The 26208-nt window shown below is 35.5% G+C and carries 31 protein-coding genes and 6 pseudogenes; 9 read left to right on the top strand and 28 right to left on the bottom strand.

All coding sequences use genetic code 11. The annotated features are described in order from the left end of the window. Positions 1 to 102: 102 nt before the first annotated feature. The 13 genes and pseudogenes from ACLKMH_RS10910 to ACLKMH_RS10850 all read right to left on the bottom strand — a co-directional run bounded on the left by ACLKMH_RS10910 (position 103) and on the right by ACLKMH_RS10850 (position 4715). Positions 103 to 423, bottom strand: a complete 321-nt coding sequence (locus ACLKMH_RS10910; RefSeq protein WP_413701981.1) for a hypothetical protein — start codon at positions 421 to 423, stop codon at positions 103 to 105. 41 nt (positions 424 to 464) lie between these two features. After that, entirely contained in the window at positions 465 to 650 is a 186-nt protein-coding gene (locus tag ACLKMH_RS10905) for a hypothetical protein (protein WP_413701980.1), read from the bottom strand. A gap of 102 nt (positions 651 to 752) precedes the next feature. Further along, positions 753 to 944, bottom strand: a complete 192-nt coding sequence (locus ACLKMH_RS10900) for a hypothetical protein (RefSeq protein ID WP_413701979.1) — start codon at positions 942 to 944, stop codon at positions 753 to 755. Beyond that, on the bottom strand, positions 913 to 1197 hold the full coding sequence (locus tag ACLKMH_RS10895) for a hypothetical protein (protein WP_413701978.1): 285 nt from the start codon (positions 1195 to 1197) through the stop codon (positions 913 to 915). The genes ACLKMH_RS10900 and ACLKMH_RS10895 overlap by 32 nt, the downstream gene beginning before the upstream one ends. Before the next feature lie 125 nt (positions 1198 to 1322). Further along, on the bottom strand, positions 1323 to 1790 hold the full coding sequence (locus tag ACLKMH_RS10890; protein WP_413701977.1) for a hypothetical protein: 468 nt from the start codon (positions 1788 to 1790) through the stop codon (positions 1323 to 1325). Between the two features lie 24 nt (positions 1791 to 1814). Next, positions 1815 to 2051: pseudogene (locus ACLKMH_RS10885) on the bottom strand (RDD family protein); the annotation flags it as partial. A 3-nt stretch (positions 2052 to 2054) separates the two neighbouring features. Next, positions 2055 to 2267 (bottom strand): RDD family protein, encoded by a 213-nt coding sequence (locus ACLKMH_RS10880; protein WP_413701976.1) that lies wholly within the window; start codon positions 2265 to 2267, stop codon positions 2055 to 2057. 132 nt (positions 2268 to 2399) lie between these two features. Next, positions 2400 to 2774, bottom strand: coding sequence for a hypothetical protein (locus tag ACLKMH_RS10875; protein WP_413701975.1), 375 nt, complete (start codon positions 2772 to 2774; stop codon positions 2400 to 2402). Positions 2775 to 2886: 112 nt separating this feature from the next. Beyond that, a complete protein-coding gene (locus ACLKMH_RS10870) occupies positions 2887 to 3147 on the bottom strand; it encodes a Txe/YoeB family addiction module toxin (RefSeq protein ID WP_413701974.1) in 261 nt (86 codons plus the stop codon). After that, positions 3140 to 3394, bottom strand: coding sequence for a type II toxin-antitoxin system Phd/YefM family antitoxin (locus ACLKMH_RS10865; protein ID WP_413701973.1), 255 nt, complete (start codon positions 3392 to 3394; stop codon positions 3140 to 3142). The genes ACLKMH_RS10870 and ACLKMH_RS10865 overlap by 8 nt, the downstream gene beginning before the upstream one ends. A 401-nt stretch (positions 3395 to 3795) precedes the next feature. Then, positions 3796 to 4098, bottom strand: coding sequence for a hypothetical protein (locus ACLKMH_RS10860; protein WP_413701972.1), 303 nt, complete (start codon positions 4096 to 4098; stop codon positions 3796 to 3798). After that, positions 4082 to 4216 (bottom strand): hypothetical protein, encoded by a 135-nt coding sequence (locus ACLKMH_RS10855; RefSeq protein ID WP_413701971.1) that lies wholly within the window; start codon positions 4214 to 4216, stop codon positions 4082 to 4084. The genes ACLKMH_RS10860 and ACLKMH_RS10855 overlap by 17 nt, the downstream gene beginning before the upstream one ends. After that, on the bottom strand, positions 4203 to 4715 hold the full coding sequence (locus ACLKMH_RS10850; protein ID WP_413701970.1) for a hypothetical protein: 513 nt from the start codon (positions 4713 to 4715) through the stop codon (positions 4203 to 4205). The genes ACLKMH_RS10855 and ACLKMH_RS10850 overlap by 14 nt, the downstream gene beginning before the upstream one ends. Positions 4716 to 5518: 803 nt before the next feature. Here ACLKMH_RS10850 and ACLKMH_RS10845 point away from each other — a divergent pair. Beyond that, positions 5519 to 6160: a winged helix-turn-helix domain-containing protein gene (locus ACLKMH_RS10845; protein ID WP_413701969.1), complete on the top strand. Its 642-nt coding sequence runs from the start codon at positions 5519 to 5521 to the stop codon at positions 6158 to 6160. 141 nt (positions 6161 to 6301) lie between these two features. Then, entirely contained in the window at positions 6302 to 6841 is a 540-nt protein-coding gene (locus ACLKMH_RS10840) for a regulatory protein ToxS (RefSeq protein WP_413701968.1), read from the top strand. Between the two features lie 157 nt (positions 6842 to 6998). On the opposite strand, the gene ACLKMH_RS10835 is transcribed toward ACLKMH_RS10840, so the two are convergent. Together ACLKMH_RS10835 and ACLKMH_RS10830 are read right to left on the bottom strand one after the other, a co-directional pair. Continuing rightward, entirely contained in the window at positions 6999 to 7400 is a 402-nt protein-coding gene (locus tag ACLKMH_RS10835; protein ID WP_413701967.1) for an NUDIX hydrolase, read from the bottom strand. Positions 7401 to 7715: 315 nt separating this feature from the next. Then, on the bottom strand, positions 7716 to 8330 hold the full coding sequence (locus ACLKMH_RS10830) for a LysE family translocator (protein ID WP_413701966.1): 615 nt from the start codon (positions 8328 to 8330) through the stop codon (positions 7716 to 7718). 849 nt (positions 8331 to 9179) lie between these two features. Here ACLKMH_RS10830 and ACLKMH_RS10825 point away from each other — a divergent pair. Next, complete coding sequence (locus ACLKMH_RS10825; protein WP_413701965.1) at positions 9180 to 9458, top strand: hypothetical protein; 279 nt, start codon at positions 9180 to 9182, stop codon at positions 9456 to 9458. A 28-nt stretch (positions 9459 to 9486) separates the two neighbouring features. Here the strand turns inward: ACLKMH_RS10825 and ACLKMH_RS10820 are convergent, their stop codons facing one another. Next, complete coding sequence (locus ACLKMH_RS10820; RefSeq protein WP_413701964.1) at positions 9487 to 10440, bottom strand: PLP-dependent cysteine synthase family protein; 954 nt, start codon at positions 10438 to 10440, stop codon at positions 9487 to 9489. Between the two features lie 197 nt (positions 10441 to 10637). Here ACLKMH_RS10820 and ACLKMH_RS10815 point away from each other — a divergent pair. Further along, a pseudogene (locus tag ACLKMH_RS10815) lies at positions 10638 to 11640 on the top strand (LysR family transcriptional regulator). 17 nt (positions 11641 to 11657) lie between these two features. Here the strand turns inward: ACLKMH_RS10815 and ACLKMH_RS10810 are convergent. From ACLKMH_RS10810 to ACLKMH_RS10795, 4 genes and pseudogenes are all read right to left on the bottom strand, one after another. Further along, positions 11658 to 12533, bottom strand: a complete 876-nt coding sequence (locus ACLKMH_RS10810; RefSeq protein WP_413702314.1) for a branched-chain amino acid aminotransferase — start codon at positions 12531 to 12533, stop codon at positions 11658 to 11660. Then, a complete protein-coding gene (locus ACLKMH_RS10805; RefSeq protein WP_413701963.1) occupies positions 12526 to 12732 on the bottom strand; it encodes a hypothetical protein in 207 nt (68 codons plus the stop codon). The genes ACLKMH_RS10810 and ACLKMH_RS10805 overlap by 8 nt, the downstream gene beginning before the upstream one ends. A 175-nt stretch (positions 12733 to 12907) precedes the next feature. Beyond that, positions 12908 to 13978: pseudogene (locus ACLKMH_RS10800) on the bottom strand (AI-2E family transporter). Then, positions 13978 to 14241: a hypothetical protein gene (locus ACLKMH_RS10795; protein WP_413701962.1), complete on the bottom strand. Its 264-nt coding sequence runs from the start codon at positions 14239 to 14241 to the stop codon at positions 13978 to 13980. Before ACLKMH_RS10795 ends, ACLKMH_RS10800 begins: the two are co-directional and overlap by 1 nt. Before the next feature lie 203 nt (positions 14242 to 14444). Between ACLKMH_RS10795 and ACLKMH_RS10790 the strand changes: the two genes are divergently transcribed. From ACLKMH_RS10790 to ACLKMH_RS10780, 3 genes and pseudogenes are all read left to right on the top strand, one after another. Next, entirely contained in the window at positions 14445 to 15347 is a 903-nt protein-coding gene (locus tag ACLKMH_RS10790) for a M48 family metallopeptidase (protein ID WP_413701961.1), read from the top strand. Then, positions 15289 to 15423, top strand: a pseudogene (locus ACLKMH_RS10785) (hypothetical protein); the annotation flags it as partial. The gene ACLKMH_RS10790 and the pseudogene ACLKMH_RS10785, both read left to right, overlap by 59 nt. Before the next feature lie 18 nt (positions 15424 to 15441). Then, positions 15442 to 15846, top strand: a complete 405-nt coding sequence (locus ACLKMH_RS10780) for a tetratricopeptide repeat protein (RefSeq protein WP_413702313.1) — start codon at positions 15442 to 15444, stop codon at positions 15844 to 15846. Between the two features lie 33 nt (positions 15847 to 15879). Here the strand turns inward: ACLKMH_RS10780 and ACLKMH_RS10775 are convergent, their stop codons facing one another. Both ACLKMH_RS10775 and ACLKMH_RS10770 read right to left on the bottom strand, forming a co-directional pair. Then, on the bottom strand, positions 15880 to 17049 hold the full coding sequence (locus ACLKMH_RS10775) for an HD-GYP domain-containing protein (protein WP_413702312.1): 1170 nt from the start codon (positions 17047 to 17049) through the stop codon (positions 15880 to 15882). A gap of 26 nt (positions 17050 to 17075) precedes the next feature. Beyond that, positions 17076 to 17411, bottom strand: a complete 336-nt coding sequence (locus ACLKMH_RS10770) for a hypothetical protein (RefSeq protein WP_413701960.1) — start codon at positions 17409 to 17411, stop codon at positions 17076 to 17078. Between the two features lie 420 nt (positions 17412 to 17831). Here ACLKMH_RS10770 and ACLKMH_RS10765 point away from each other — a divergent pair, with 420 nt between their 5' ends. Continuing rightward, the gene (locus ACLKMH_RS10765) at positions 17832 to 18323 is read left to right on the top strand and encodes a formate/nitrite transporter family protein (RefSeq protein ID WP_413701959.1); all 492 of its coding nucleotides are present in this window, start codon (positions 17832 to 17834) and stop codon (positions 18321 to 18323) included. Positions 18324 to 18328: 5 nt separating this feature from the next. After that, the gene (locus ACLKMH_RS10760) at positions 18329 to 19348 is read left to right on the top strand and encodes a formate/nitrite transporter family protein (RefSeq protein ID WP_413701958.1); all 1020 of its coding nucleotides are present in this window, start codon (positions 18329 to 18331) and stop codon (positions 19346 to 19348) included. 4 nt (positions 19349 to 19352) lie between these two features. On the opposite strand, the pseudogene ACLKMH_RS10755 reads toward ACLKMH_RS10760, so the two are convergent. From ACLKMH_RS10755 to ACLKMH_RS10730, 6 genes and pseudogenes are all read right to left on the bottom strand, one after another. Further along, positions 19353 to 20298: pseudogene (locus tag ACLKMH_RS10755) on the bottom strand (LysR substrate-binding domain-containing protein). Positions 20299 to 20438: 140 nt separating this feature from the next. Continuing rightward, on the bottom strand, positions 20439 to 21392 hold the full coding sequence (locus tag ACLKMH_RS10750) for a putative metalloprotease CJM1_0395 family protein (RefSeq protein WP_413701957.1): 954 nt from the start codon (positions 21390 to 21392) through the stop codon (positions 20439 to 20441). An 11-nt stretch (positions 21393 to 21403) separates the two neighbouring features. After that, on the bottom strand, positions 21404 to 21676 hold the full coding sequence (locus ACLKMH_RS10745) for a hypothetical protein (protein WP_413701956.1): 273 nt from the start codon (positions 21674 to 21676) through the stop codon (positions 21404 to 21406). 133 nt (positions 21677 to 21809) lie between these two features. Then, positions 21810 to 23311: pseudogene (locus ACLKMH_RS10740) on the bottom strand (carbon starvation protein A). 365 nt (positions 23312 to 23676) lie between these two features. Beyond that, positions 23677 to 24402 (bottom strand): two-component system response regulator BtsR, encoded by a 726-nt coding sequence (gene btsR, locus ACLKMH_RS10735; RefSeq protein ID WP_413701955.1) that lies wholly within the window; start codon positions 24400 to 24402, stop codon positions 23677 to 23679. A gap of 12 nt (positions 24403 to 24414) precedes the next feature. Further along, the gene (locus ACLKMH_RS10730; protein WP_413701954.1) at positions 24415 to 26118 is read right to left on the bottom strand and encodes a LytS/YhcK type 5TM receptor domain-containing protein; all 1704 of its coding nucleotides are present in this window, start codon (positions 26116 to 26118) and stop codon (positions 24415 to 24417) included. Between the last annotated feature and the right edge of the window lie 90 nt (positions 26119 to 26208).

Genomic DNA, 26208 nt, shown 5'->3' with positions numbered 1-26208 from the left:
CCGCATAATTCCACATAAACTGAGAAGCATGTGGGGCGCTTTTTTACGTCATTTTTTAAGCAAAAAATCGGACAATGTGAGACGTCAGATTTAATGCGTTTGTTAGTTACTATTTTCACGGAATGTGGCAATTCTCTGTTTTGCCAAATTTAATGAATCACCTTCCCACACATCTACTTTGCTACCTTCAATAAAATAATTATCTATGAAGTTCTGGGCAAAGTGCCAAGGGTGGTAATTCCATCCGTTATGCTTTGCATTGACTGAATTACGAATCCATAGATCCCATATTGCCACTTCTAATGTGCTTGATAAATCAAGTTGCTTTTTAATAAAAGCTCTCCAGTCACCATTAGTTGACTCAAAAAAGCTTGGATGTTTTCGATTAAACTCTTGAAGTGCTACTTCAGTTTCATTTGGCAATTTTTCCAACACATTGATGATATAGAGTTCAAAGAAGTAATCTAAAGGTTGGTTTCTGCCTGATAATGAGAAGCAAAAGTGCTCATCACATCATCATATGATTTAGGGTATTCAGGCATTTTAGGTGGAGTATATTGTTCTTGATTCAATTGACTTCCTTTTTCAATGGCTTCAACACTAAAGCCAACCAGTACAAAGGATAAAAATAATACTCGCAGATTTAACATATACTTCCTTTGGTAACGCCCACTTAAGCAGACAAAAATAGTTACTTAAAATTGTTGGGGAGACAAACATAACCAACTTTTTTATTTAACTTAAATTCCTTGCTATATGTTGGGGACACCAATACCAACAGTTGAAAAATACATTCCTTCTTCTTCGTCACATTCATTTTTGGGGCGCCAAAACCACAAACCCAATTTAGGTATTTCGTAAGAGTAGCCATCGTCTTCTGTAATTGGCTTTATACCCGTGACTTCTTTAACCTTAATCAGAACCTCTTCTACAGGAACTTCCAAAACAGAAACTCCTGATAATATCACTAAAACCACATCCACGTGACAACTCAATACTATCTACAATTGGATTATCACCAGCGTAAAATATTTGAAAACCAGAATCGAAAAATGCATCAGTTGGATGCTTGCTCATGGGTGTTTTCATAAAACTATAGGGAGTCGCATTCATTAAATCTGAAATTAAAGCACGACTTTCACCTAATTTAATAGGATTAATTCCTATTGTAGGAAATATTTCAAACTTACACTTCATAAATTACCGCTCAATATTTAAGACTTATTACGCCTCATTCAGAGGCAAATAATTGTTGGCTAAAATCGCGACACAGTACCAAAGCCAACTATTATTTGACCTATTGAATTAGTTGTTAGATTACGTTACTCAGAACCGTTTAATTCTTTTGGGTTAAACTGGTAATTGTAACTATTCCACTTTGATACAATTCCAATATCATAACCGTATTTAAGAGTTACTTGAATCAAGTTTTTATTTAGCGATTCCGGATAAGTTTTAATTATTGTTTGGGCTAATTGTTTAGCTGTATCGAAATCTTCAACATTATTTTTATAAATGTAAGCTTGAATATTCACATATGTATTTGTTTTGCTTCCAGAATCAGTTGAAGTAAATGTAGTTGAACCTTCTGTAACCGTTGCATATTTAACTAATTCGTTATTATTTATTGCTTCCTGAGTAGCTAACATAGCTTTAAAAGGTTCTGATTTAGCTAAGTCAGAAGTAAATGCTGGCACAAGAGTCGCTACAATAAATAAACCTATCACTACAACTAAGTGAGGTTTCCACACTGAAGGGAGCTTTTCAGAGCTAACCTTTGAATTGACCACGTACGTACCCACCACAAGATCATGCAATGATTGCCGAGTTCCACGGTTAAAAATATATAAATAAGAAATTGAAAATAAGCCACCAAATATAATAAATGATAACGGGTACATTAAGTATGAAAGCAATACTTCGTTACTAAATTGAGCACCATTTAATGAAAATGGAACCGCAAGGAAGCTATATCTTAAAATGGACTTAGGTAGGGTAATAGTTGAATTAGATGAATCAACAACTCTGACATTTAGAATTTTTTTACCAATTGTTTACCCATTTGATAAAGCGCTATTCATAATTCCAAAATATGAAATTGATACAGCAAAACCAATTAACCTTCCCCAACCACCAATTTGAACGAAAGTATCTTCTAAAAATAATCCAACAATATATCCAAAAATACCTAACACTAGCGTGTCGATAAATAAGGCTCCGATTCTTCTCCAAAACCCACAAATCCATTTTTCTTGTACTTCTTCCAAAATTTAATCCTTACTACCATGTACGTAAGTAATCTAACGCGTTGTTTTGAGGAAAAAAATAGTTAGTTAAAATAAGTTACGCAGGAGCAAAAAACAACTTTTTTTGTCCCTTTGAACAGCTTTTATGTGAATTTAATCAACTTCCCATTCCGCGATATCATCAACTGGTTGAGGCAACCTACCTGACAACCACTCTGCACATGTTCCTGGACAGAACTCCATGTTTTTACATTCGAGAACCCAAGACAAAAACTCTTCAGGCCCACCATTCATATATGGTGGAGGCGAAACAGGATAGAACGAAGTTGGCAGACGTTCATTTAATGATAAGTAATTTAGTACATGACCAAACTCCTGAACTGTTTGCCATGCCAATTGATGCGTTGTATCGATGGTGAATTTAACCCACCAACTTTGATCACTTTCAGAGCCATATCCGATTGAACCAGCTATTGCTGGAACTCTCTCTAAAAACTTTATTAATTTTGTAAATGCTCGATTATCCATAATTCACATAACGTGGCCATAAGCTGTGAGTAATAGTTGACTAAAATGGAGCGAAACGGAACGAGCCAATTGTTACGAATCCGACTTGATGCCCTTGATAGCTATGCGTGCTTCAGTAATGATAGCGACAAGAAATAATTGTTAAATGCGCTTCTGTAACGGCATAAACTAGGCGATTAGTTTCATCTATACGGCGTGACCAAAAGCCTGATAAGTTCTCTTTTAATGGCTCAGGCTTACCTATTCCTTCAAATGGGGAACTCTTAGCATCACTAATTAATTTGTTAATTCTTTTGATCGTCTTTTTATCTTGACCTTGCCAATATACATAATCACTCCAAGCTTCATCTGTCCAAGCAAGTAGCCTAATCATTAGGGATCTCTCTTTCTGTAACTTTACCTAAATGAAATTGTTCAATTGATTTTGATAAATGAGTAGCATTAGCAGGCGATTTTAAAAGATGTACAGTTTCCATTAAACTGTTGTAATGTTCCATTGACATAACAACTGCATCTTCAGCATCTCTGCGTGTAATAACAGTATAATCAACGTCATCAACAACATTATCTAAAACTGATTTAAGTCTATTTCGGGCTTCTGTGAATGATACAATGCGCATATTTACCTCATTAGTTGTACAACAAACAAGACAAGTATAGCTAACAAGTTACACATGTACAATATTAGGTACAAATTTTATCGTATGAACACCTAACGGAGCTGTAGAATTTCTTATTTACAGCCTTATTTATTTACTCCGTGTAATTAAGCACAAGTATAGTTAGCTAGATGATGACAACTAGTTTATTGGGAGGCAAAAAAATGAATAAAGTCATTGCATATTATATAGATGATAATATGGCATAGAAATTTGAACTAGAATGAGGAAGGTATTAATTGGAAAATAAAAAAGGCTACTCATGAAAATTCAAATGAAAACATGAGTAGCCTTTGTAAATTACTTCTAAAGTAGAAAATATATTAGAAAACTAATTAAAATCAGCTGAAACTATATATCAATTAGAAGTTGTAGAAAGTGTACGCAAATACAGAAGTTTCTTCAGCTTCTGTATCGTATAAAACATCCACACCCATATTTAGGCTAGCATCAACAGTGTATGCTAAAGCAACGTTAACTGCTTCACCATCTACGTCAGATGCACCAGTTACTTCTAAAGTAGTAGAGGCATAACCTGCAGAAACATTTAATTTTTCATTAACATTGTAACCAGTTGATAGGTAAAAACCTGTTGTTTCACCGGCAACGTCAGCATCATTGATCCAGAAGTTAGCACCTACGCCAATGTCACCAAATGCGAGCATTACCAGACAAAGAAAACACTTCGTAATCTGCATCATCAAGAGTTTCGTAACCAGCATATACACTTACTGTATCTTGCTCTAAACCAATATAACCATTCACACCGCTATCTGCGAGCATCAGAGTCATCATCAGTTTCAAAGTAAGAGATACCGTATGCAAAGCCACTTGTTGAACCTTGGAATTTAACTACATTGTATGCATCGCTTGCATCACCAGCAGAAGAACCAAACTCATAAGTGAAATCACCAGCACCGTCAACTTTATCTAGTGCAGTGTCATTCTCAAAACCGAAAGAAGCAACACCAAAACCGGTTTCGTAACCGATCCAAGCTTTATCAACGTCAGTTCCAGGACCATTTTGAATACCAGTTACACTTTCATCTGTTGACCAGTTTAATTCTAGATCAACTTCTAAATAACCAACTACACCAGCTTCATTTTTAAATGAAGTAGAAACTGTAAGAGCAGTTGCCCAGTCATCATATAATTCTTCAGACACTGTATCGTAGTAACCACCAATACCAGCAGTAGCTGATGTAGAAAATGAGTCTGAGATATCAGCAAATGCAGATGTTGATAGGCTTGCTACAGCAAGAGCCAGTAGAGTTTTTTTCATAATAAATCCTTCTTCAATAAAAAATTGGGAATTCTAAAAGTTCCCTTAAATCAATCATTATAGTTTAGATGATAATGATGACGTTAGATGATGACGTTAGATGATGAACAAATCAGGCACTTACCTTTTCTGTCTTCCCACCAATGTTCAATTCAAAATTGCAGATAAAGATTGCAGAATTTAATTTTGCCTGTCAATTTTTATGATCTACGTCTAGAAAAAAATATAAATTAAATTAAAACAACAACTTAATTAAAAATTAGAGAGTTTAAAAAGAATTGATAATAAAAAATAAAAAGTAATAAAAAAATAAAAACTTAAAAATAAAGGAATATTAAAGAAATTTAAGTTAAAATAGCTTTATTAACTAATTTAGTTATTAATTTGGAGTATCAAACTATATTTTTCGTTATTTTAGATGAATATTTTTTGTATTGTTATTTATGAAATAGTTCATATTAAACTAATATTTATTATTTTTTATCTTGTTTTCAACTAAATTCAGGGCTTATTAGAAAAATAGCAAGGAAAAAAGTTATGATATGAGATGTTTAGACAAACAAAAATAGCTTATTTGAAAACAATATAGATGAGAAAAATGAAATGCTCTCCTTTATCTTACTGTTAATTTTTATTGTAAAAGTGAAAAGAAAAGAGAAAAAGTAATTTAATAAAGATGCCGTAAAAAATATCAGCAGACTCAATAAGCTAGATACCGTATCTAGTATAAAATTTGATATCCACTGCGTGTTTATATAGTTGAAGTTATAAGTATTTTAATATAATTGAAAGTAAGGTTATGAATGTTAGCAAAAAAATACATTATCAATGATAGTTATCTATTCGATCCAGTGCAGAAAACACTCGTGAATCAACTAGATGATTCAATAAAAATATCACTAGGGAGTAATGAAAGTGATCTATTGAATATTTTGATTGAAAGAAGAAATGAGATACTGAGTAAAGATGCGTTAAATAGACTCGTCTGGACTGATAATGGCGCACTGGTTAATCAATCAAGTGTGGTTCAAGCTATGTCGACCCTTCGTAAGATGCTCAATGATTCAACAAAGAAACCTGCATTTATATTAACATTACCTAAAAAAGGTTATCAGTTCGTTGGCTCTATTAAGGAAATTGTAATTGCCCCTGAACCAGTCCCCGAACTAGCGGAAAACCTGGAAAATGATACAAATAGCGATAGCATTGATGATAAACAAGCTATTAATAAAAAAACACTACCTCTAGTTATTATGGCTATATTAATAAGTTTAATTATTGCAGTTTCCCTTTATACGTTTTCTATTTCATTACAAAAAGGTAGCAGTAGCCTAGTAAAAGCAGATGTTGTTAATAATATTCCAATTTATACATTGACCAGCCAACATAAAACTTACACGGATAATTTGCCGATGAAGGAATTTATCAAAGAAATTTGTGCTTAAATCCACTGACATTGGAAAAATTAATAGTGTGATAGCCAGCTATAATTCAAAAAACAACCTTATTATTAATGTCATATATTCCAATACGTTAGAAAATATAAGTTATGAACTGCTTAATAAAAATGGGAAGTTTAATCGCATATGATTTTTAAAAGTAAAAGTAATGTAATTATAGCTTTATTAACCCTTATTCTTATTTTAGTGGTGTTGGTATTCTATTTCATAAATAATAATAAGATATTGACCTCTAAGGTGTGGCATTCAAATATAGAGATTGATATCACTCAAACAAGTAATAATTTTTTCAAACATGAAATAAAAAATCTACAGAAAGTTGTAATAAGTGGCAATATTAAGCATTTCAAAAATAACACCTATTTTCAGGATATAACGTTAAGTATTCATAATAAAGAAAATGAAACTGAGTACATAACTGCAATTGCTATTTCTGGAAAATGGGACTATTCGCAAGGTTACTTATTCTTTGAAACAGATAAGATAGATATTATCGATATCAAAGATAATGCGAGAATCCCAGACAAAGTTAAAAAATTGTTCAAAGAAATAACCATAAAAAAATTTAAACAAACAAAGTACATTGAGCCTTTTGATAATAATACGCTTCTTATGATTGATATCGATGGTTCAACAAGTTTGTGGTCGGTTGTTATGGAAATCTAGTCATAATACTAGGAACTTAATTTAAAAAATATTGTAAATCTCGAAGAATACGCAAGTCCAAGGCTTATAAAGTTTAAAATAAAAACATAAGCGGATTATCGAGATTTTACCAATAGCCTTGCTAGAAGCTAAGACAGTGTGGCCTTCATGGCCAACTTTATTGTATTAAGTTTTTATTTTTTAGCCATTCAATCACTTTGATAGAGCCAAGAGAGCAACGTGATTTATTTTCATAATTAATAAAATCAATTTCTTCTATCTCTGCATCCGGTGAAAGTTCACCTGAAAAATCTGCAAAATAACAGGTTAGCCTGACAATAGTTTTATCAGTTTTACCGTCAGCAGGAGCTTTAAATACTCCGGCAAATTTAATTGAGCTAGCAATTAAATCTACTGAAACTTCTTCTTTGATTTCGCGTATAAGTGCCTGCTCATCGGATTCACCTGCTTCACGCTTACCTCCAGGAAGATAGAAAAGCTCCTTATTTTTAGAACGAGCATTTAATAATTTTCCATCTTTAAAATATAACCATGCTAATTTATCAATTTCTTTTTTCACAAATACTCCAAATAAAAATGAACTCTTCTATATACCTGATAATCGCCAGAAAGAATCTTGCCCCTTGTGTTTTTATCATAAGTGAGCCTGCTCAGGTTTATCCTAGGGAACTTGATATAATAAATTAACCTCAGTTCTGGATAAGCAAAACGATACAGTACCGTTATTTACGCGTATTTCTGCGTTAAATCAATAAACTCATGGCTGTTCAGGTAATCAATTGCAACAATAAATGCATTACAGCTGATAGATTTCCTCCCTCCAGAGCGACTATTCACGCAATGGAGCCTGGAACCTTGGTAATGTTTATATAACTTACACTGTCAGAAACACACGAATGGCTAAGGCAATTAATACAACGCCTGATACTTTATCTATTATGATTGCGCGGGAGCGTAATTTATCTAACAATTTGCTATTTGAAAGTATCAAGGCAATAAAGGTATACCATAAACCATCCACCAAAAAAGGCGTAAAGACAATAATCGCCTTACTACTTAACTCTGCGCCAACAGCCACAAATTGACTAAATAACGCGATAAAGAACAAGGCGATTTTAGGGTTTAATATAGAAATGAAAAAACCATCTCGCGCTGACTCTTTAAGGCTAACAGCTTTGTCTGACTCGAGTTTATGAGCCACGCCTCCCTTTGAGCCTAAGGCTTTAAAACCTAAATACGCTAGATACAAAGCACCGCAATAACTGATGCCTTTAAATAACATTGGTGATTGATGTAACATCACCGCCAAACCGAGTAAGGTGATAAAAGCATAAATTGCAATCCCAGAGGCATGTGCCCAAGCGGTAGAAATGCCATTCGCTCTGCCACCGGCTAAACTATGTTTAGCAACCATAGCCAGACTGGGGCCCGGTGACATTGCACCTAACATTGAAATTGTAAAAAGTGATAACCAAATGCTAAAGGTCATGATTTTCCTATCCTTTTATTCTCTTAGCGCATAAACATACACCTATTTAAAATATCTGAATAGTATTAAGTTAGGTGATTTATTATTTTGTTGTAAGTTTCATGAAGAGACATAACTCAATCATGGTAAAAGATCGGCTAAAACATGATATCAACTAAAAACCATCACTACGTCACAAAAGCAAAAAGGTTAACTATTAAAAGCAATTTTTAAAGGAATAACTTTTTCAAAAAGTACTAGGATTAAAAACAAATCGAACATTCCTTGTCTGCTGGTTAGAAAAGAGGATATTTACCTATGAGTAAGTCGATCACAGAAAGTTCTTTTTATAAAAGATTCGCTTATTGGATAACGGTTTTCTACTGCACAGCGACTGTCTTCTTTATCAGTTTTTGCAAATGAAAAAATTCACCTCACAAATGGAGAATGGCCTCCTTACCTATCTGAAAATTTAGCGCACTATGGCTATGCGTCTCACATTATTTCAGAAGCCTTTTTATCCGTTAATATTGATGTAGAATATGGCTTTTTCCCTTGGAAACGTTCTCTTGAATACGCAAAATTTGGACCATTATTCGCTGACAAGTGGCATGGTTCCGTTGTTTGGGTATATAACGAAGAAAGAGCACAGGACTTCATCTATACAGATGTTGTTATTACAGATGACCAAGTATTATTTTCTTTACGAAGTAACCCATTAAATTGGAAAAATATAAATGATTTAAAGGGAAAAAATATTGGCGGAACCTTGCATACCTCCTACCCTCTGCTTGAGCTTGCTCATGAAGAAGGAATCCTTAACTTAAACAGAGCAAGTAATTACGAAACGCTTTTTAAACGAGTTCGCTGATGAAACGAATAGATGCCATCCCATATACTCGACATGTAGCAAGATATTTTACAAAAAACAATTTAACTGCTGAACAACGAGAACAAATAATTTTCTCACCGACGGTAATGGAAACTCGTCGATATCATATTATTTTGTCGAACCGAATACCTGAGAATAATAAATTTAAAGAACTATTTAATCAGGGTCTTAAAAACATTAAGGCGAATGGCACTTACGATAAGATTCAACAAAATTTACAACAAGGCCTATATGACCACCCAATCAATAAAAATTAATAGGTCTAATTGTTAAAAGATTCCCGCCCTAACTGACCTTTTCAATATTATTAGCAGGAAACAGTTCTGGCGTTGATAAGTAGCGCTCACCGGTATCATATACGAAACAAATAATGGTTTTATCTTTGTATCCTGGTTGTTGCGCTAATTGCCCCGCTACCCAAATCGAAGCGCCAGAAGTAGGACCAACTAACAGCCCCTCTTTTGAAGCCATTTGCTGAGCTGTATCAAAAGCATGTTGATCTTCCACCAGCACAATTTCATCCAAGTGTTGGGCAGATCTTTTAAAGTTGTCGGTAATAAAACCAGGCCCAGCCCCTGTTATTTTATGTTTGCCTTGTTGCCCACCTGAAAAAACAGGACTTCCCGCAGGTTCATAAGCAATAATTTTGATATCTGGATTCTGTGATTTAAAGTAACGAGAAAGCCCATCAAAGGTACCGCATGTGCCTAGTGCAATTACAACAGCATCAACCTTTCCAGTCGCTTGCTCCCAAATTTCTGGCCCTGTACTTAAAAAATGAGATTGACCATTATTTTCATTACTATGTTGATTTAAGAAAAAGCTCGTCTCAGGGTTTTCTTCACAGTACGCAATGGCTCTATCTCTTGCGCCTTTGGTATGCTCTATTCCCGGCGTTAAAATGACTTTCGCGCCATAAGCACACAAAATTTGTTGTCGTTCGAAACTACATAGCTCACTCATATAGATACGAGTTTTATATCCCATCACAGCACCAAGACTAGCAATCGCAATCGCTGTATTACCACTGCTCGCTTCTACTACTTCAGAGCCCTTGCTTATTTTGCCCTCTTTCATCGCAGTGCGGATCATATTTAATACCGCTCTATCTTTGATAGAGGTCGGATTAAAAGACTCCATTTTGGCAAGAATACGCGCAGGTGAATGAGCAAAGATATGCTTCAGTTCAAACAGTGGCGTTTTACCAATTAATTGACTCGCATCGGTGACTATACCCATTAAACAATTCCTACCTCTAAATGATAAATAGTAGTGCTATTACTATATCTTTAATTATCATTAGCAACAATTTCTATTTATCTGATATTAAAAGAGTTATATCTTAAATTATTTATTAACTAAAAAGATCATATGTTGGTTTTTCGTTATACTGAGAGCAATCAGCAATAGATTCCATTGGCGCATAAGGGACACTTATGAATTTAGATAATTTATCTAGAATCGACTTAAATTTGTTAGTAATTTTGCAGGTTTTATTAGAAGAAAATAGCGTGACAAAAGCGACCTAATCGATTACATGTCAGCCCCTCAGCTTTGAGTAAAAGCCTGACTCGTCTGCGCCATAGTTTAGAAGATCCCTTTTTACTCGTACTTCCCACGGAATCAAACCAACGGCACATGCGTTACAATTAAAGGCAACCTTACCAGGGTTATTACAGAGCTTATATCAATTAACGCTTCCCCACATTCGACCCGAGTACAAGTGATCGTCACTTCTCTATTAGTATGGTGGAAAGTGCCTATGCGACTTTATTACCCTATTACATCGGCCCTCTATTAAAACAAGCACCTAACGTACGTTTAGATGCCTTTGGTTGGATGAAAAACTCCATGCAAGATTTACAAAAGGGTAAATTAGATTTTGGTATCACAGGTCGTGACCTGACTGAAGATGGGCTTTTACCGCTTGAACATTTACCCGATGGTATTCAATGCAAAACACTTTTTAGCGATCAACAAATTTGCTTAGTGCATGAGCATCACCCAGTCTTAAAATTGGTTGAACAGGGACAATGGAATTTACAAAGTTACCTGCAACAAAACCATGTACAAGTGCGCTGTGAAGGTGACGAATGGTGGGCGTTAGACTATTTTCTATCAAAGCAGAATAAACAACGAAATATTATTAGTACTTTGCCTGATTTTTATGGAGCGACTAGCGTTTGTGCCTATAGTGATTTAATTTTTACGCTTCCTTCTAGCTTTGTGCCACACGCACAAAAATTATATCCATTAAAGCAAGTGCCATTACCCTTTGATTTTGTACCCATGGCTTATGTTTTATTCTGGCATGAACGAAATAGCAATGAACCTGGTCATAAATGGATAAGAGAAATGATTTGTAATAGTGTCGAAAAAGCTCTCTCTATAATGACTAATCAAAAAAGGCGCTTTAAAAGCGCCTTTTTATTGTGTTAAGTTATTTTATTCAGCTGTTATTCAGCACAATCTACTTTAACAACCCAGCCAAATTTGTCTTCACGACGGCCGTATTGAATGCCCGTTAATTCATCGTATAAGTTACGAGAAACTTCACCGGCTTTATTGTCGTTAATGAAATAATCTTCGCCTTTAAAGCATAACTGGCCAACAGGAGAAATCACGGCGACTGTGCCACAACCAAAAGCTTCTGTTATTTTGCCACTCTTAATATCGGCTAAAATCACGTCGATATCTAATTGCTCTTCAGCAATACTGTAACCTAAAGTAGGCGCTAGTTTTAAAATAGAATCACGGGTAATACCCGGTAAAATACTGCCACTTAATTTAGGTGTAACAATATGATCGCCATAAACAAAACAGATGTTCATCGCACCAACTTCTTCAATATATTTACCGTGGATAGCATCTAACCAAAGTACCTGTGAATAACCACGTTTAGCAACGTCTTCAGACATATATAAACTAGCCGCATAGTTACCACCGGTTTTTGCTTCACCAACACCACCAACAACTGCACGGCGATATTCATCAGCAACGTAAACAGAAACAGGTGAAAAACCCTTTTTGAAGTAAGCGCCAGCTGGGCCTGTAATAATAAAATGCGTATATTTATCACTTGCCCCCAAACCTAACTTTGCGCCTGTAGCAATCATGGTTGGTCTAATGTATAGAGAAGATCCCTCTTGGCCTGGTACCCATTTATGATCTAATTTAAGTAATTCTTTTAAAGCTTCAAGATGAAATTGCTCATCAACTTCTGGCATTACCATACGTTTTGCAGAACGGTTAAAGCGTTTAAAGTTATCTAAAGGACGGAATAAGTTAATTTCCCCTTCTTTAGTTCGGTAAGCTTTTAATCCTTCAAAAATTTCTTGTCCGTAATGTAATACCGCAGACAGATGGATCTAAAGATATCGATTGATAAGGTTTAATTTCAGCATTATTCCAGCCTGTGACAGGATTGTATGCTTGGGTAAACATATGATCAGCAAAATTCTCCCCAAAACTGAACGTTTCTGGACACGCTTTACGCTCAACTGGCGCAAGTGGTTTGATATCAATAGACATGTAAATCCCTTCTAATAACGAGCTACTTTTTCGACGAATGAATAGCCACAATAAAGCAATATAATTTTCAATCGTCGAACGAAGCCGTGATATTAAAAAATTATCGTCGCGGCATCCAGTTTTATTTCAGATAATCGCTAAAAAGTAGAAAATTTAGTGAATATGATCGGCAATATTATTTCTCCGCCAGTGCAAGTTGTTCTTTATTTGGCCAAGCATTTAATACCGCTTTAACTAAAGTAGCTAAAGGGATCGCAAAGAACACTCCCCAAAACCCCCATAATCCACCAAAAACGAGCACCGCTATAATAATAATGACAGGGTGCAAGTTAACTGCTTCAGAAAAGAGCGGTGGAACAATCAAATTGCCATCAAGTGCTTGCACAATACCGTAGGCAATCATTAAATAAACAAAATCAACTGAAAATCCCCATTGGAAAAGTGCAACGACCGCAACAGGCACAGTTACAGCGATGAGCCCCAATATAAGGAATAAGAACAGAAAGGCCAACCAGCACCGACAATAGCGCTGAATAACGCAATCCCATAAAGAAGAACACAAAATAAGTGGCTACACCAACAATCAAAATTTCAATGATTTTGCCACGAATATAATTCATTATTTGACCATTCATTTCAATCCAAACCTGCTCCACCAAAGTCAAGTTATCGGGTAAATATCTCATCATACTACGAGTTAAGCTTTCTTTATCTTTCAGGAAAAAACCATCATGAGTGGTACCAAAATGGCATAAACGACTAAAGCGGCAATATCGAGCAATGAGCTAAATGAATAAGATAATAAACTGCCACCACTGCCTAAAATATATGAACGTATATTGTCAATAAATCGTGCGATAGTAATAGTATCAATGATATCCGGGTATTTAGCCGGTAAGGTGATCAAATAAGACTGAGCTTGATTAAACATCGCCGGTAAATCTCTAATTAAAGAGGCACCTTGTTTAAACACAGTCGGTAACACCCCTAAAAAAGCAAATACAGCGAGAGATATAAACACCGTCATAACAATAAAGGTGGAAAATGTTCGGTTTAACTTAAAACGCATTAAATAATCAACCGGCCAATCGAGCATATAAGCCAGAATTAAAGCCACAAATAATGGCGCAAGAATATTTCCAAAAAAGTATACGGTCAAAAAAGCGTACGCAAGCAATAAAAAAAGCACACTGAGATTTGGATCGGCGAAACGGTTTTTATACCAATCAGTTAATTGTCTTAACATTAGACCTTTGTCCCTTTGTCTGTAATGGTAATAAGTAAAGCAAATGATACATCATCGGTTAACAATTGATATTGATATGCTTTTTTATCAAGAAATAACATAATATCTGACATTGCCGATTCAGTTGAAAAAAGAACTTTAAGTGAACGCTTATGAATATCTGATGTCGTATCTGATGTCAAAAGTAACTTACGCTTTAATGTCATTTTAAGTGTAACGAGTGCAAGCGGGCAAGCTATAGAACGTAAATCTAATTCAGACATAAGATACCTCGTTCAATAAAAAGAATCATTATTACCTGTGCTTGCTGATAAGACAATCTTCACTTGCAATTAATTGTTGCTTGTTTATGATTTTATTCTTCTCTATTAAAATGAGTCGTTAATGTGTTTAACAAAACCCTATTTAATAAATCCTAAACCCATGTTTAATAAATCAAAGGTAATCTCCCTTTTTTCTGCTTGTATTGTTATCAACAAATACAAAAGCCTCTGATTCCTTACCTGAAATCGGTACTGTGGGTGCTGGCGCATTAACTATCGAAAAAGAAAAAGAATATGGTTGGGCATTTTTATTAATGGCAAATCAATCACTGCCAATAATTCATGATCCTCTATTAAATTATTATATTAATAATCTTGGTCAGAATATTGTTTCTCATGCCGATTCAGTCAAACTGCCCTTTCACTTTTTTCTTATCAAAAATGATGAAATCAATCGTACTGCCTTTTTAGGAGGCAACGTAAAAATTCATACAGGATTATTTTTACATGCCAAAAATGAAAGTGAATTAGCAGGGGTTGTGGCTCATGAAGTCGCACATATTACCCAAAGGCACTTGGCACGTATGATCGAGCAACAATCCCTTAGTAATCCAGCAACCTTAGCAGCTGTGGCTGGCTCAATTTTGTTATCGTTAGTTTCACCTGCCGCAGGTATAGCGGCATTAAATACAACTTTGGCTGTTTCATTGCAATCGCAAATTAACTACACACGTTTACATGAATATGAGGCAGATCGTATTGGTATCTCGACGCTTTATAATGCCGGATATGATCCCTATGGTATGGCGGATTTTTTTAGTACTTTATCGGATAAATATAAATATGCATCATTACCACCGCAAATGCTATCTACGCATCCTTTACCTGAAACTCGCTTAGCTGAAGCGAGATTACGCGCGTCGCAACTGCCAACTAAAAAGGTAAACAGTGATTTAAATTACCAATTAACTAAAGCACGTATTACCGTTCGATTTACCGATATCGAGGGATTGTCAGCTATTGATTTATATAAAAGTCAGATTAAAAATAATAAATATCAAATCAAAGAAGTCTGCAGAATATGGGCTTGCACTCGCTTATTTTAAAAATAAACAATACCAACTTGCGGAAAATACCATCAAGCCACTAATTAATTCACAACCAAATAACTTCTATTATCTAGATTTTATGGCAGACGTTTTGATAGCATTAAATAAAACCGATGAAGCGATTAAAATGTTAACGCCTCTTCAACGACAATCACCTAACAATGAGGTACTGACATTAAACCTAGTGGTTTCTTTACAAACAGCAAAACAATACCAGCAGGCAGAAAAAATATTAGCCTTATTCATACGCACACACCCAGAGCATGTATTAGCACATTTAATTGCCATTGACTTATATAAACAAACCAAAAATAAAGCCAAAGAACATGCGCATAGAGCGCAACTCCTCTCGCTTAAAGGACTTTTTAGAAAAGCAAGTCAAGAAATGGGCACAGCTTTAATTTACGCTCAAAGTAGCTTAGATCAAGCAAGATACAGTGCGAGTATTGATTTGTATAAGAAGCAAGATATACGCTTGAGTGCCTTACAGAAATAATAGCAGTCGTACTAAAAAGTATTGAATCTCTGATTAAGATTCAATACTTACATTCCATTTCACATAGGATTCCACTCTGAGTATTTTGATTTTTTCATACTTGGAAAGATCAATTGTTTTCCTTGGAACATAACTACGTGTTTTAGCATTTAAAAATACTTCGATAACCGGTTTCAACATATTTTCATTGATATCAATAACTTTGGCTAAATAATTGTTATTTAACATCACCAAACTACCTGCGGGGTAAATGCCCACGGACTGAATAAACTGTCCCACTAAGCTCGGATTAAAGTGCGCACCACTCCATTTGACAAGTAGCTTCAATACTTCTGAAGGTTCTTTGCCAATGTGATAACAACGATCTGCGGTTAAAGCATCATAAACATCCACTATTGCGACCATTTGCCCATAACGGCTAATTTGATCTCCTTTTAAACCTAAGGGATAACCATTCCCATCATATTTTTCGTGATGCTGAGCGACAATATCCATTGATATTTGTGAAATGCCTTTAGTCTTTTCTAATATTTTACGGCTATGCACCACGTGCTCTTTCATGATCACAAACTCTTCAGGAGTGAGTTTGCCGGGTTTATTCAATATTTCATTGGGTGTTAAGGTTTTACCAATATCATGTAATAAACCACCAATACCCACTTCGCATATTATTTTTTCAGATAACCCCATACTTTTTGCAAAGGCCATCATTAACACAGAAAAACTCACGGAATGTTCAAAGGTATACACATCCATATGACGAATACGCGATAACCCTAATAAGGCATTCTGATTGCGCAAAATAGATTGACTCAATTTATTGATAACAGGATTCACCTGTTCTAATTCAATATGTTGCCCCATTTTGACATTAGCCATCATATCGGTAATAAGCTTACCGGCCTCTGAAAAAGCTGTTTTAGCCTTGCCTGGTTCAGCGATGGCAGTGACCGCCTTAGGCTCATTTTCTATGCGTTGATCAACTGCTTCACGCAATTTTGCATTGCGTTTATCGCGTTTTTCTACAAAAACATCAAGACCTTTGCTGGTATCAATTTCTAATGATTTCACGCCAGCGTTAATTATTTTTTGAATGTCAGCATCTTTTTCAATTTTAAAACGATTTAATGCAAAGGGATGATTTAACCAGCCACACTTGAGGTCATTTATATACATTCCTTTTTTAAGATATTTGACTTCAATTTTTTTAACATTTATTTCTCCATCAGCTAGCGACCAAAAAACTGATTTATAATTGCTTCTAAATGATCTTCTAGCTGGTCTTCAAAATGAGCTAAATCTTCATCGAATATAGCAAGATACTGAGAGGCTTTAATTCGAGTAAGTTTTTTAGAGGCTATCTGGAACTCCATTTCTGCTAAAGATTTATCCATTCTAGGAACAATTTCCCAATGAATATAAGCAGTTGCAAAAGATTTTAACTGCGACTGAGCAAATTCACAAAACTCTTTAATATATAACAAACCATCAGGCCCCAAGGAACCTGGCTCCATACGGAAAAGCACTGTCATTTTTTTATTTTCAGGTAAATTATCTATGGTCACGCAATGCACACCTTTATGTTTTTATTGTTTTTTATTAAATATACAACAAGTTTAAAAAAACACAGTTGATTTAGTTAAATTCATTTGTACTTAATGAACAAACTGTTATTTCAATCTAATTAGACAAGCACAACAAAGTTACCACCCCAAGATTAAAACCTTTCCCTGATGTAATCGATAAAAAACATATGTTTCTATTTAACAAATCATAACTCTGTTTATGCCTCTATCATTTACAACAAAAACCATCAATAAAAATGAAACTGACATTTAAAACTATCAATTATTATTATCGTATTTTTGTCGTTATTGTATTTAGGCGTTACCAAACAAGGGCGTTATTTAAAAGCCATTAATCATAGCAGGAGAAAAATATGAAAGCAGAACAACAAACATTTTATCTATATGGAGGCGTGAGTTATGGCGAAGCACACTATGAATGCTAATCCACTATACACAGTCAGCACTTTAGAGTCTCAACAACCAGTACAAGGTCATGCATCAGTCGATAATATATTTGATACTGCTAACCAGTATGGAGTGTCTAAATTAGAAAAAAGTATTCATAAATCATTCACTTTAGCAATTTTTGCAGGAGCATTTATCGCGATAGCTTTTTTGTTCTATATCACTGTTACAACGGGAGCAACTGATGCACCTTGGGGTATGGTTAAATTAACCGGTGGCTTAGCCTTTAGCTTAGGCTTGGTTTTAGTGGTGGTGTGTGGTGGTGAGTTATTCACTAGCACTGTACTTACAAGCATTGCATGGACTCAAGGTCTTTTTTCCACAAAGTCTTTATTAAACTGTTGGTTACGAGTTTATTTTGGAAATTTAATCGGTGCAACGCTTATTCTTAGCCTTGTTTTGCTCGCTAAAATGCCACTTTTAGATGGAGGGAATGGGGTATAAATGCTATGCATATCGCGCAACATAAACTTCATCATAGCTGGGAGCAAGCTTTTGCGCTGGGTGTGTTATGTAACTTATTAGTCTGTCTTGGTATTTGGATGACCTTTACCAGTAAAGATATGTTAACAAAATCATTTTTACTTATTTTGCCTGTGGCAATGTTTGTCAGCAGTGGTTTTGAGCATAGCATTGCTAATATGTTTATGGTGCCACTTGGTATTGCTATTAACGCTTTTAGCCCTGAAAGCTTCTTCATAGCACATGGATTAGCGACAGATGCCTTTGCTGATCTGACTTGGGCTAACTTTGTTTTGCATAATTTAATCCCAGTCACCATAGGTAACATTGTCGGTGGTGCATCCCTTATCGCACTAGCCTATGCCAATAAACCTAAAAAAGTAAGCACTGAAACGAATACAGCCATCACAACTACTCACTTTGAAATTCACAATCATCATTTACAAAATAATCATCAATTACAAGGAACTAATCCAATGAAAAACAAATTAAACTCACTACACGTTAGCGACATCATGGAACAACAACCATTAACTTTTACAGCAGATCGTTGTATTTACCAAGCGCTAGCCATGCTGACTGAGCAATCACTGAGCGCGGCACCAGTTTTAGACAAAAATCAGCAACTCATTGGTTTTGTTTCAGAACAAGATATTCTGCGTTTATTATGGTCAGAGGAGTATTCAGCAGATCTTAATTACCAATTAGTTGATGTAATGCAAACGGAAATTTTAACTGTGGATGCCAGCCAACCGATTACCACCTTAATTGAATTTATGGTTGTTGATAAGGAAAAATTATTTCCAGTCAACCAATCTGGTATGCTTATCAGCACACAATATCAAAGTTACGAGCAACGCTTAAAAGCGACAAGTGCACATCGTCCAAGCATTTACCCAGTGATTCATAACGGAAAAATGTGTGGCATCATTTCTCGTAAACAGCTTGCTCAATTGATGGTTAAGCAATATCTACCAGATGACAAACTTGAACAGAATGTCGCTTAAATAATTAAAAAATCTTACCCACTAAAAGGCAAAACTGATTATAGGTTTTGCCTTTTTTATAGGCTCGAATTAAACGCTTGGCTTCAGCAATAATACAATCTCGTAAAGGGTTTTCTCCAATATCTTTCCGCCAAATAAAGGCCAAATTACGCGCCATATTCAACTCTGGTGTAGGCAGTATCACTAACTCCCCTCTTTCAACTTCATTAACAATATCGAGATAAGGTAAACAACCTAAATAAGTACCATTTTTGACCAACGCTTTAATGACTGAAACGCTTTCATACTCCTTATAAACATTGACATTATCGATTAACCCATGCACTGCACCATCAAAAATATGTCGTGTACCAGCGCCATGTTCACGCAGTATCCATTTCGCCTGTTCTAATTGCGCAAGGTTAACGTTGGCATGTTTGGCATAGGGATGAAAAGCACTACTAATAATTACTAAGTGATCTTCTAATAAGTTTTCCTGGAAGATACGATTATCATCATTTCTTCCCTCAATAATCCCCATTTCATAATTATGATTTAAGACACCATGAACAACATGCTCTGTATTTTCTACTTTAAGTTCAATTCGTAATTCAGGGAAATCAGTATCAATTTTACTGATAAGTGTTGGAAGCAGATGTTCAGCAAAAGTTTGACTAACGGAAAGTGTAAAAGAACCACTAATGATTTGTTGATCATGTAAGCCGAGTTCAATTTGTTGTGCATCCTGCAATAGTTTTTTTGCTCGAGGTCTTAGCCACCTTCCCCAGTGACTAAGTGTTAAACGATTTCCTTGACGTATAAAAAGTGGTCTATCCAGTACGTTTTCAAATTGAGAAAGCGACATACTAACTGCCGATTGTGTCATGGATAATTTTCGAGCAGCTGACACTCACACTTTCTAAACTTGCGACAGCATCAAAAACAGACAGCTGTTTTAGGGTGTATTTCATTTATAATTCTCAACCTTAAGTATCAATTTTATTGATATATAAATACTGTAAATATAATCAATAAAAAGCGTTTATACAAAGGGTTATTAAAAAATAATCTCAATTGGATAAGTTAAACGATACAGCACTATTATTTACGCCTATTTCTGCGTTAAATAATGGCTTAAATTGAAAAAATTTAAATAAATTAAGCTTAGAAGACTAAAATGAGGATTGGCAGATACTTTACTTGTATCCTGATATAAGGCTTTTATATGACTATTACGATCCTGCATCAAGGTTTGTGTCGCATCATCCATTCCTTGATTAGAAGATAAACTTCCTGTTTGCTCAAAATGATCTGGCACGCTCGCTTCATAAATCGATTGAGATGAGTTTTGGCTTTCCCCTCCTCGTTGTTCCTCTAAAATATCATTTCTGGCTTGAGTAGCCATTTGATCGGCTTTTGCCGCCACTCTTCTATCCTGCGTAGAGGGTTCAGCAGGTGCTAACGCGGCGACTTTTATTTGCCGAGCTTTTTGAAGTGTTGCCTGTGGATCACCAGGAATACGGCTGGTATCAATTGACACTTCTCCAGAGACAGCATATTTAACACCATCAGGCCCTGTTTCATAGGTATAACTAGGGGAACCGGCATATTGCCCACCAACAATAGCATGTGCCCGCTCATGCGTTTCGACTTCAGCATCGCGCAATTTTAAAGAATCAATTAACGCTAACTCTTCTTCGGTATATTCACTTTGAGAGTCAGCTTCATCTTTAGCATTAGTATCGGCAGGAGCTTGAGTATTTGGATTATTTTCTTCTTCTTTAGCATCATCATCAATTTGATTTACACTTTCACTGATATCGGTTGATGATGTTGTTATTAAATTACTTTCGGTTGATGCCTGAGTATTTTCAGAGGTAGTTTTATCAATATTTGCAGGGGTTACTGGAGTTGCACCCTGACTAAGATGCACAAAGGTATCAGGTTGCGTTTGAACTTTATTTTCAAGGGCAACCTGAACATTTAATTTAGCTTCAGGTATAGGTGCACTGTTTAAGGGTAAATGAGTATTTGTAATAGGAGCATAAGACGTTGATATACTCATGTCACGGTCTCCTAAACGCGAACATCCACTAAGTCGCCAACCGCTTCATCAGCAGTGACATGATTATTAGATGCAAGTGACTGATGTTCAGAAACTCGTGCATTAACCACATCTTCATTCAAGGCTTTAGCTTGTTGAACGGGTTGTTCCGTGGTTACTTTATCAGTACTTTGTGTTTCTTTTTGAACTTTTGTCGCTTGGTTATAAACAGTTGACGTATTAGGATCATTACGAAGTGTGCTAACCGATTGACTATTAACGTTCACACTGCCATTAATATCCATTGGCTTTCTCCTCAATAATAGTATTCATGACTAATTATCGTACAACTCTGCTCAAAATACGAGTTTAAAATGAAAAAAACCGCGACTTAATACTAAGTCACGGTTTTATAACACATGTTATTTATACCATTTTTTAACTTTTCACAACTTGCTCTTCAACCGTATCAACTGTTGTTGGCTCTGTGACCTCTTCATCGGCAATATGTTTACCTTTAGAAGATTTAATCACATAGGTTGTGATCATTAACATTGCTATCACACCTAGCGTGGTTGCAAAGTCGATACCTAATCCAAAACCTAATGTACTGCTATTGAGAATAAAGGTAATAACCACAGTTGTCATAAACATCGCTGGAACTGTCGCTACCCAATGTAGTTTATTATGGCGTAATAGATAAGCTGAAGCAGTCCATAACATCATCACAGCAGTGGTTTGATTAGCGAAACCAAAGTAGCGCCAGATAACCCCAAAATCAACTTGGGTTAGTATTGCGCCGAATAAAAATAGTGGTAAAGCCATTAATAATCGATTACGAATCGACTTCTGTGGCATGTTAAAATACTCAGCCATAATCAAACGGCTTGAACGAAATGCAGTATCACCTGAAGTAATAGGTAGAATAACTACACCTAAGAAAGCAATAACACCACCAAAAACACCTAATAGACCAATTGAAGTATTGTAAACAATCGCACCAGGGCCACCCGCACTAACTGCTTCTGATAAAGCTTCAACATTACCAAAGAATGAAAGCGCTAATGCACACCAGATAAGTGCAATAACACCTTCACCAATCATTGCACCGAAGAAAACAAATCGTCCGTTACTCTCATTTTCTAAACAACGCGCCATTAATGGTGATTGTGTTGCATGGAAACCTGAAATAGCACCACAGGCAATAGTGATAAATAACGCAGGCCATAGTGGTAAGTTATTTGGATTCATATTAGTGAACATCATGCTCATTTCATAACCACCTAGCATGGTATATTCGCTAGAGAAAGCTAAAGCAATTACAAGACCAACTGACATAAAGACTAATAACGCACCAAAGAATGGGTAAAAACGCCCAATAATTTTATCGATAGGAACAATGGTTGCAATAACATAATAAGAGAAGATAACCACCACCATGGTTAGCATTGGCATTGCTAAATCCATTTGTTGGTTAACTAAGTTAGTGATCATACCTGCAGGAGCAGAAACAAATACCACACCAACTAATAGCAATAAAACTAATGCAAAAATATTCATGAAATGTTTTGCGCCATTTCCTAAATACTTACCGGTAATATTAGGGACTGATGCGCCACCATTTCGGATAGATAACATGCCAGAGAAGTAATCATGCACTGCGCCACCAAAAATACAACCAAGCACAATCCATAACATAGCGAAGCAGGGCCATATAACGCCCCCATAATTGGTCCAAATATTGGTCCTACACCCGCAATATTAAGCAGTTGTACTAAGTAAACTTTCTTCTTCGACATTGGTACGTAATCGACACCATCCGTTTTACTGTAGGCCGGCGTTGTTCGCGATTCTTTTACACCAAAAACTTTTTCGACAAATCTGCCATAGAAAAAATAACCTGCTAATAATAATGCGACACAAAATAAAAACCATAACATATTGAGTTTCCTTTCATTAGTTAAATAATGATACCAATCGCGTTAATTTTATAAGCCAATAATATTTAATAAATTGGATTACTTAATTAACGCTATTGGTATTTCTAGGATGCACTTTCTGCTAAATAGATAACAATGTCATTCACTCAATAGGTCAGTGGTCGTATTAGGATTTAAGTGGTTATTCTCAACAATAAGTGGTTTATACCAATTGTATTAAATATGTGCTCTAATTTTTACGCTGGAAAAATTGTTTAGTTTGAGGCGAAAGTTGATGTTAATGGTTCCCCCCTTTACGAAACGTTCAACAAAGAAATAAACAATTTTAACAAGTAAAATAGAGTAGCTAATTATTACGATTGGTATTAACTTAACTGGAATTTATCCTTTAGCATTTTAAGGTAGCGACGACTCACAGGTGCTATCGCGCCACTGCTGGTAATGATTTCCGCGAGGGAGTTATCTAATAAACGAATTTCTCGAATGGCTTTTGGGTTAATTAAATATTGACGATGACAGCGCAACAACTGGGTTCTTTCTTCTAATACTTTGAGGCTTAAAGAACAACTATTAATATTATCTTTCTGATCACAAATAATATGTACACCTGACTGATCACTATATGCTATCTCAATTTCACTGGGTTTGAGTAAGACATAGCGGTTAAAACCAGCACAGGGAATGAGTTCTAAGGGTTGCTCCATTAAGGGTTTTAAATCATCCACTTTATTAGAGCATTTGACTCTATTTAATGTTTTGATAAGACGGCAAGGTTCGATAGGTTTTAAAATATAGTCAAAGGCATTATCTTCAAAGGCTTGTAACGCATAATCATCAAAAGCGGTAACAAAAATAACTTTGGGCATGGTTTCGATATCTAACATGGCTAGCATTTCAATACCGCTAATCTGTGGCATTTGAATATCTAAAAAAATCAGATCCGGCTTTAGTTGATTAACTTTTTTTAAGCCTTCAATGGCATTACTGCATGAAGCAATAACATCGATATCTACCTCATCTTGCTCACTTAATAGGGTTATTAGCTCTTCACGGGCATATTGTTCGTCATCAATGACTATCGCTTTTAACATCTTCCTTTCTCGCTATTTTATTTCACTGTTATAGGGAAATCTGATCTCAGAAATGGTGGAAATACCAGCTTCGCATAACATGCTTAAGCCATAGCTTTCACCAAAACAATTCTTTAAACGTTTATCTACAATCTGTAGCCCTAATCCAGTTTGAGATTTTTGCTTATTCAAGCAATCTTCATCACTCGAACAATAAGTGCCTGCATTATCAATCACTTTTAAGATAACAATGTCACCTTCAAGATACCCCATCACATCAATCACACCATTTTCCAATAAGGTTGAAGTGCCATGTTTAATCGCATTTTCAACTAAGGGTTGTAGCGTGAAGGTTGGCATAGTTTGCGTTAATAATTGCGAGTCGACTTTAATATTGACCGTTAATCTATCTGAAAAACGCGCAAGTTCGATCTCCAGATATGCATTAATGTGATTCAACTCCTCTTGAATAGTCACAGATTCAATATTATGTTTTAAATTACGACGGAAGAATTGCGACAGGTGTTGAATTAACAAACGCGCTTTATCAGGATCACGACGAATAACTGCACTGATTGTATTTAACGCATTAAATAAAAAATGCGGGTTAACCTGTGCCTGCAACAACCTTAATTCTGCCTGAGTTAATAAGGTTTGTTGCTCTAAATATCGTCCACTAAGTATCTGATTAGATAATAATTTAGCGAGCCCTTCCCCTAAACTTCGATTCAATGTTGAAAAAAGTTTTTGCTTCGGTTCATAAAGTTTTATTGTGCCTAATACTTTATTCTCACTATCTAACAGAGGAATAATCAGCGTCACTTCGAGTTTACAATGTTTCTTAATCGAACATTGATAAGCCACCTCATAACCATCTGCAAAAATAAGTTCACCATGTTCAATAGCATATTTAGTATGCATCGAAGAAATTAATGTCCCCGGTAAATGATGGTCATCACCAATACCGATAAAAGCCAAGATTTTATCTCTATCGGTTATTGAAACCGCCCCAACCCCAGTTTCTTCATAAATAACCTGAGCAATTTTTTGAGTATTTTTTTCATTAAAGCCACTACTTAAAATACCAATAGTGCGTTCCGCAATCTTTAACGCCTTACTTGAAAATGAAGCCGAATATTTTTCATAAATCGCTTTTCTATCCTGAATAATGCTCATAAACATGGCAGCCTCCACGGAATTAGCAATAATCATAGGTAATGCAATGGTTTGTACAAGTGTTAAGGCTTTATCAAAGGGCTGAGCAACAATCAAAATAATGCTCATTTGCATGACTTCCGCCACTATTAATACACACAGCGCTAATAGAGGATTAAAAATACGTCCGACTAAACCACGACGCATATAATACAAATGCACTAAACCACCTAATAATCCCTCCGAGGTAGTAGAAATCGCACAGGCCAGATCAGTAAAGCCCCCCATTGAATATCTGTGTATTCCTCCAGTTAAACCAACAGCAAAACCAACAAATGGGCCCCCTAACAACCCACCTAAAACAGCGCCAATCGCACGTGTGTTTGCAATTGCATTTTCAATTGCTAAACCAAAATAGGTGCCTAAAATACAAAACAAACTAAATACTACGTAGCAGGCTAAACGTTGAGAGAATCGACCAGACAACATGGTAAGAGGCATAAATAAAGGCGTTTTACTTAATAAATAGGCAATCACTAAATAAACACTAAGTTGCTGTAAAAGAGAAAATATAAGTTCCATAAAAGGTATTTTCCAAGAATTAAAAGAAAAAGAAATTATTAACAGTTATACTCGCGTTCTTTAAAAATATTTGCAATGAAGTGGTGATAT

The organism is Psychromonas sp. KJ10-10, assembly GCF_047323245.1.
Lineage (GTDB): Bacteria > Pseudomonadota > Gammaproteobacteria > Enterobacterales > Psychromonadaceae > Psychromonas.
Note: the sequence above shows the minus strand (reverse complement) of the source record. Positions and strands in the feature narration are given on the sequence as shown.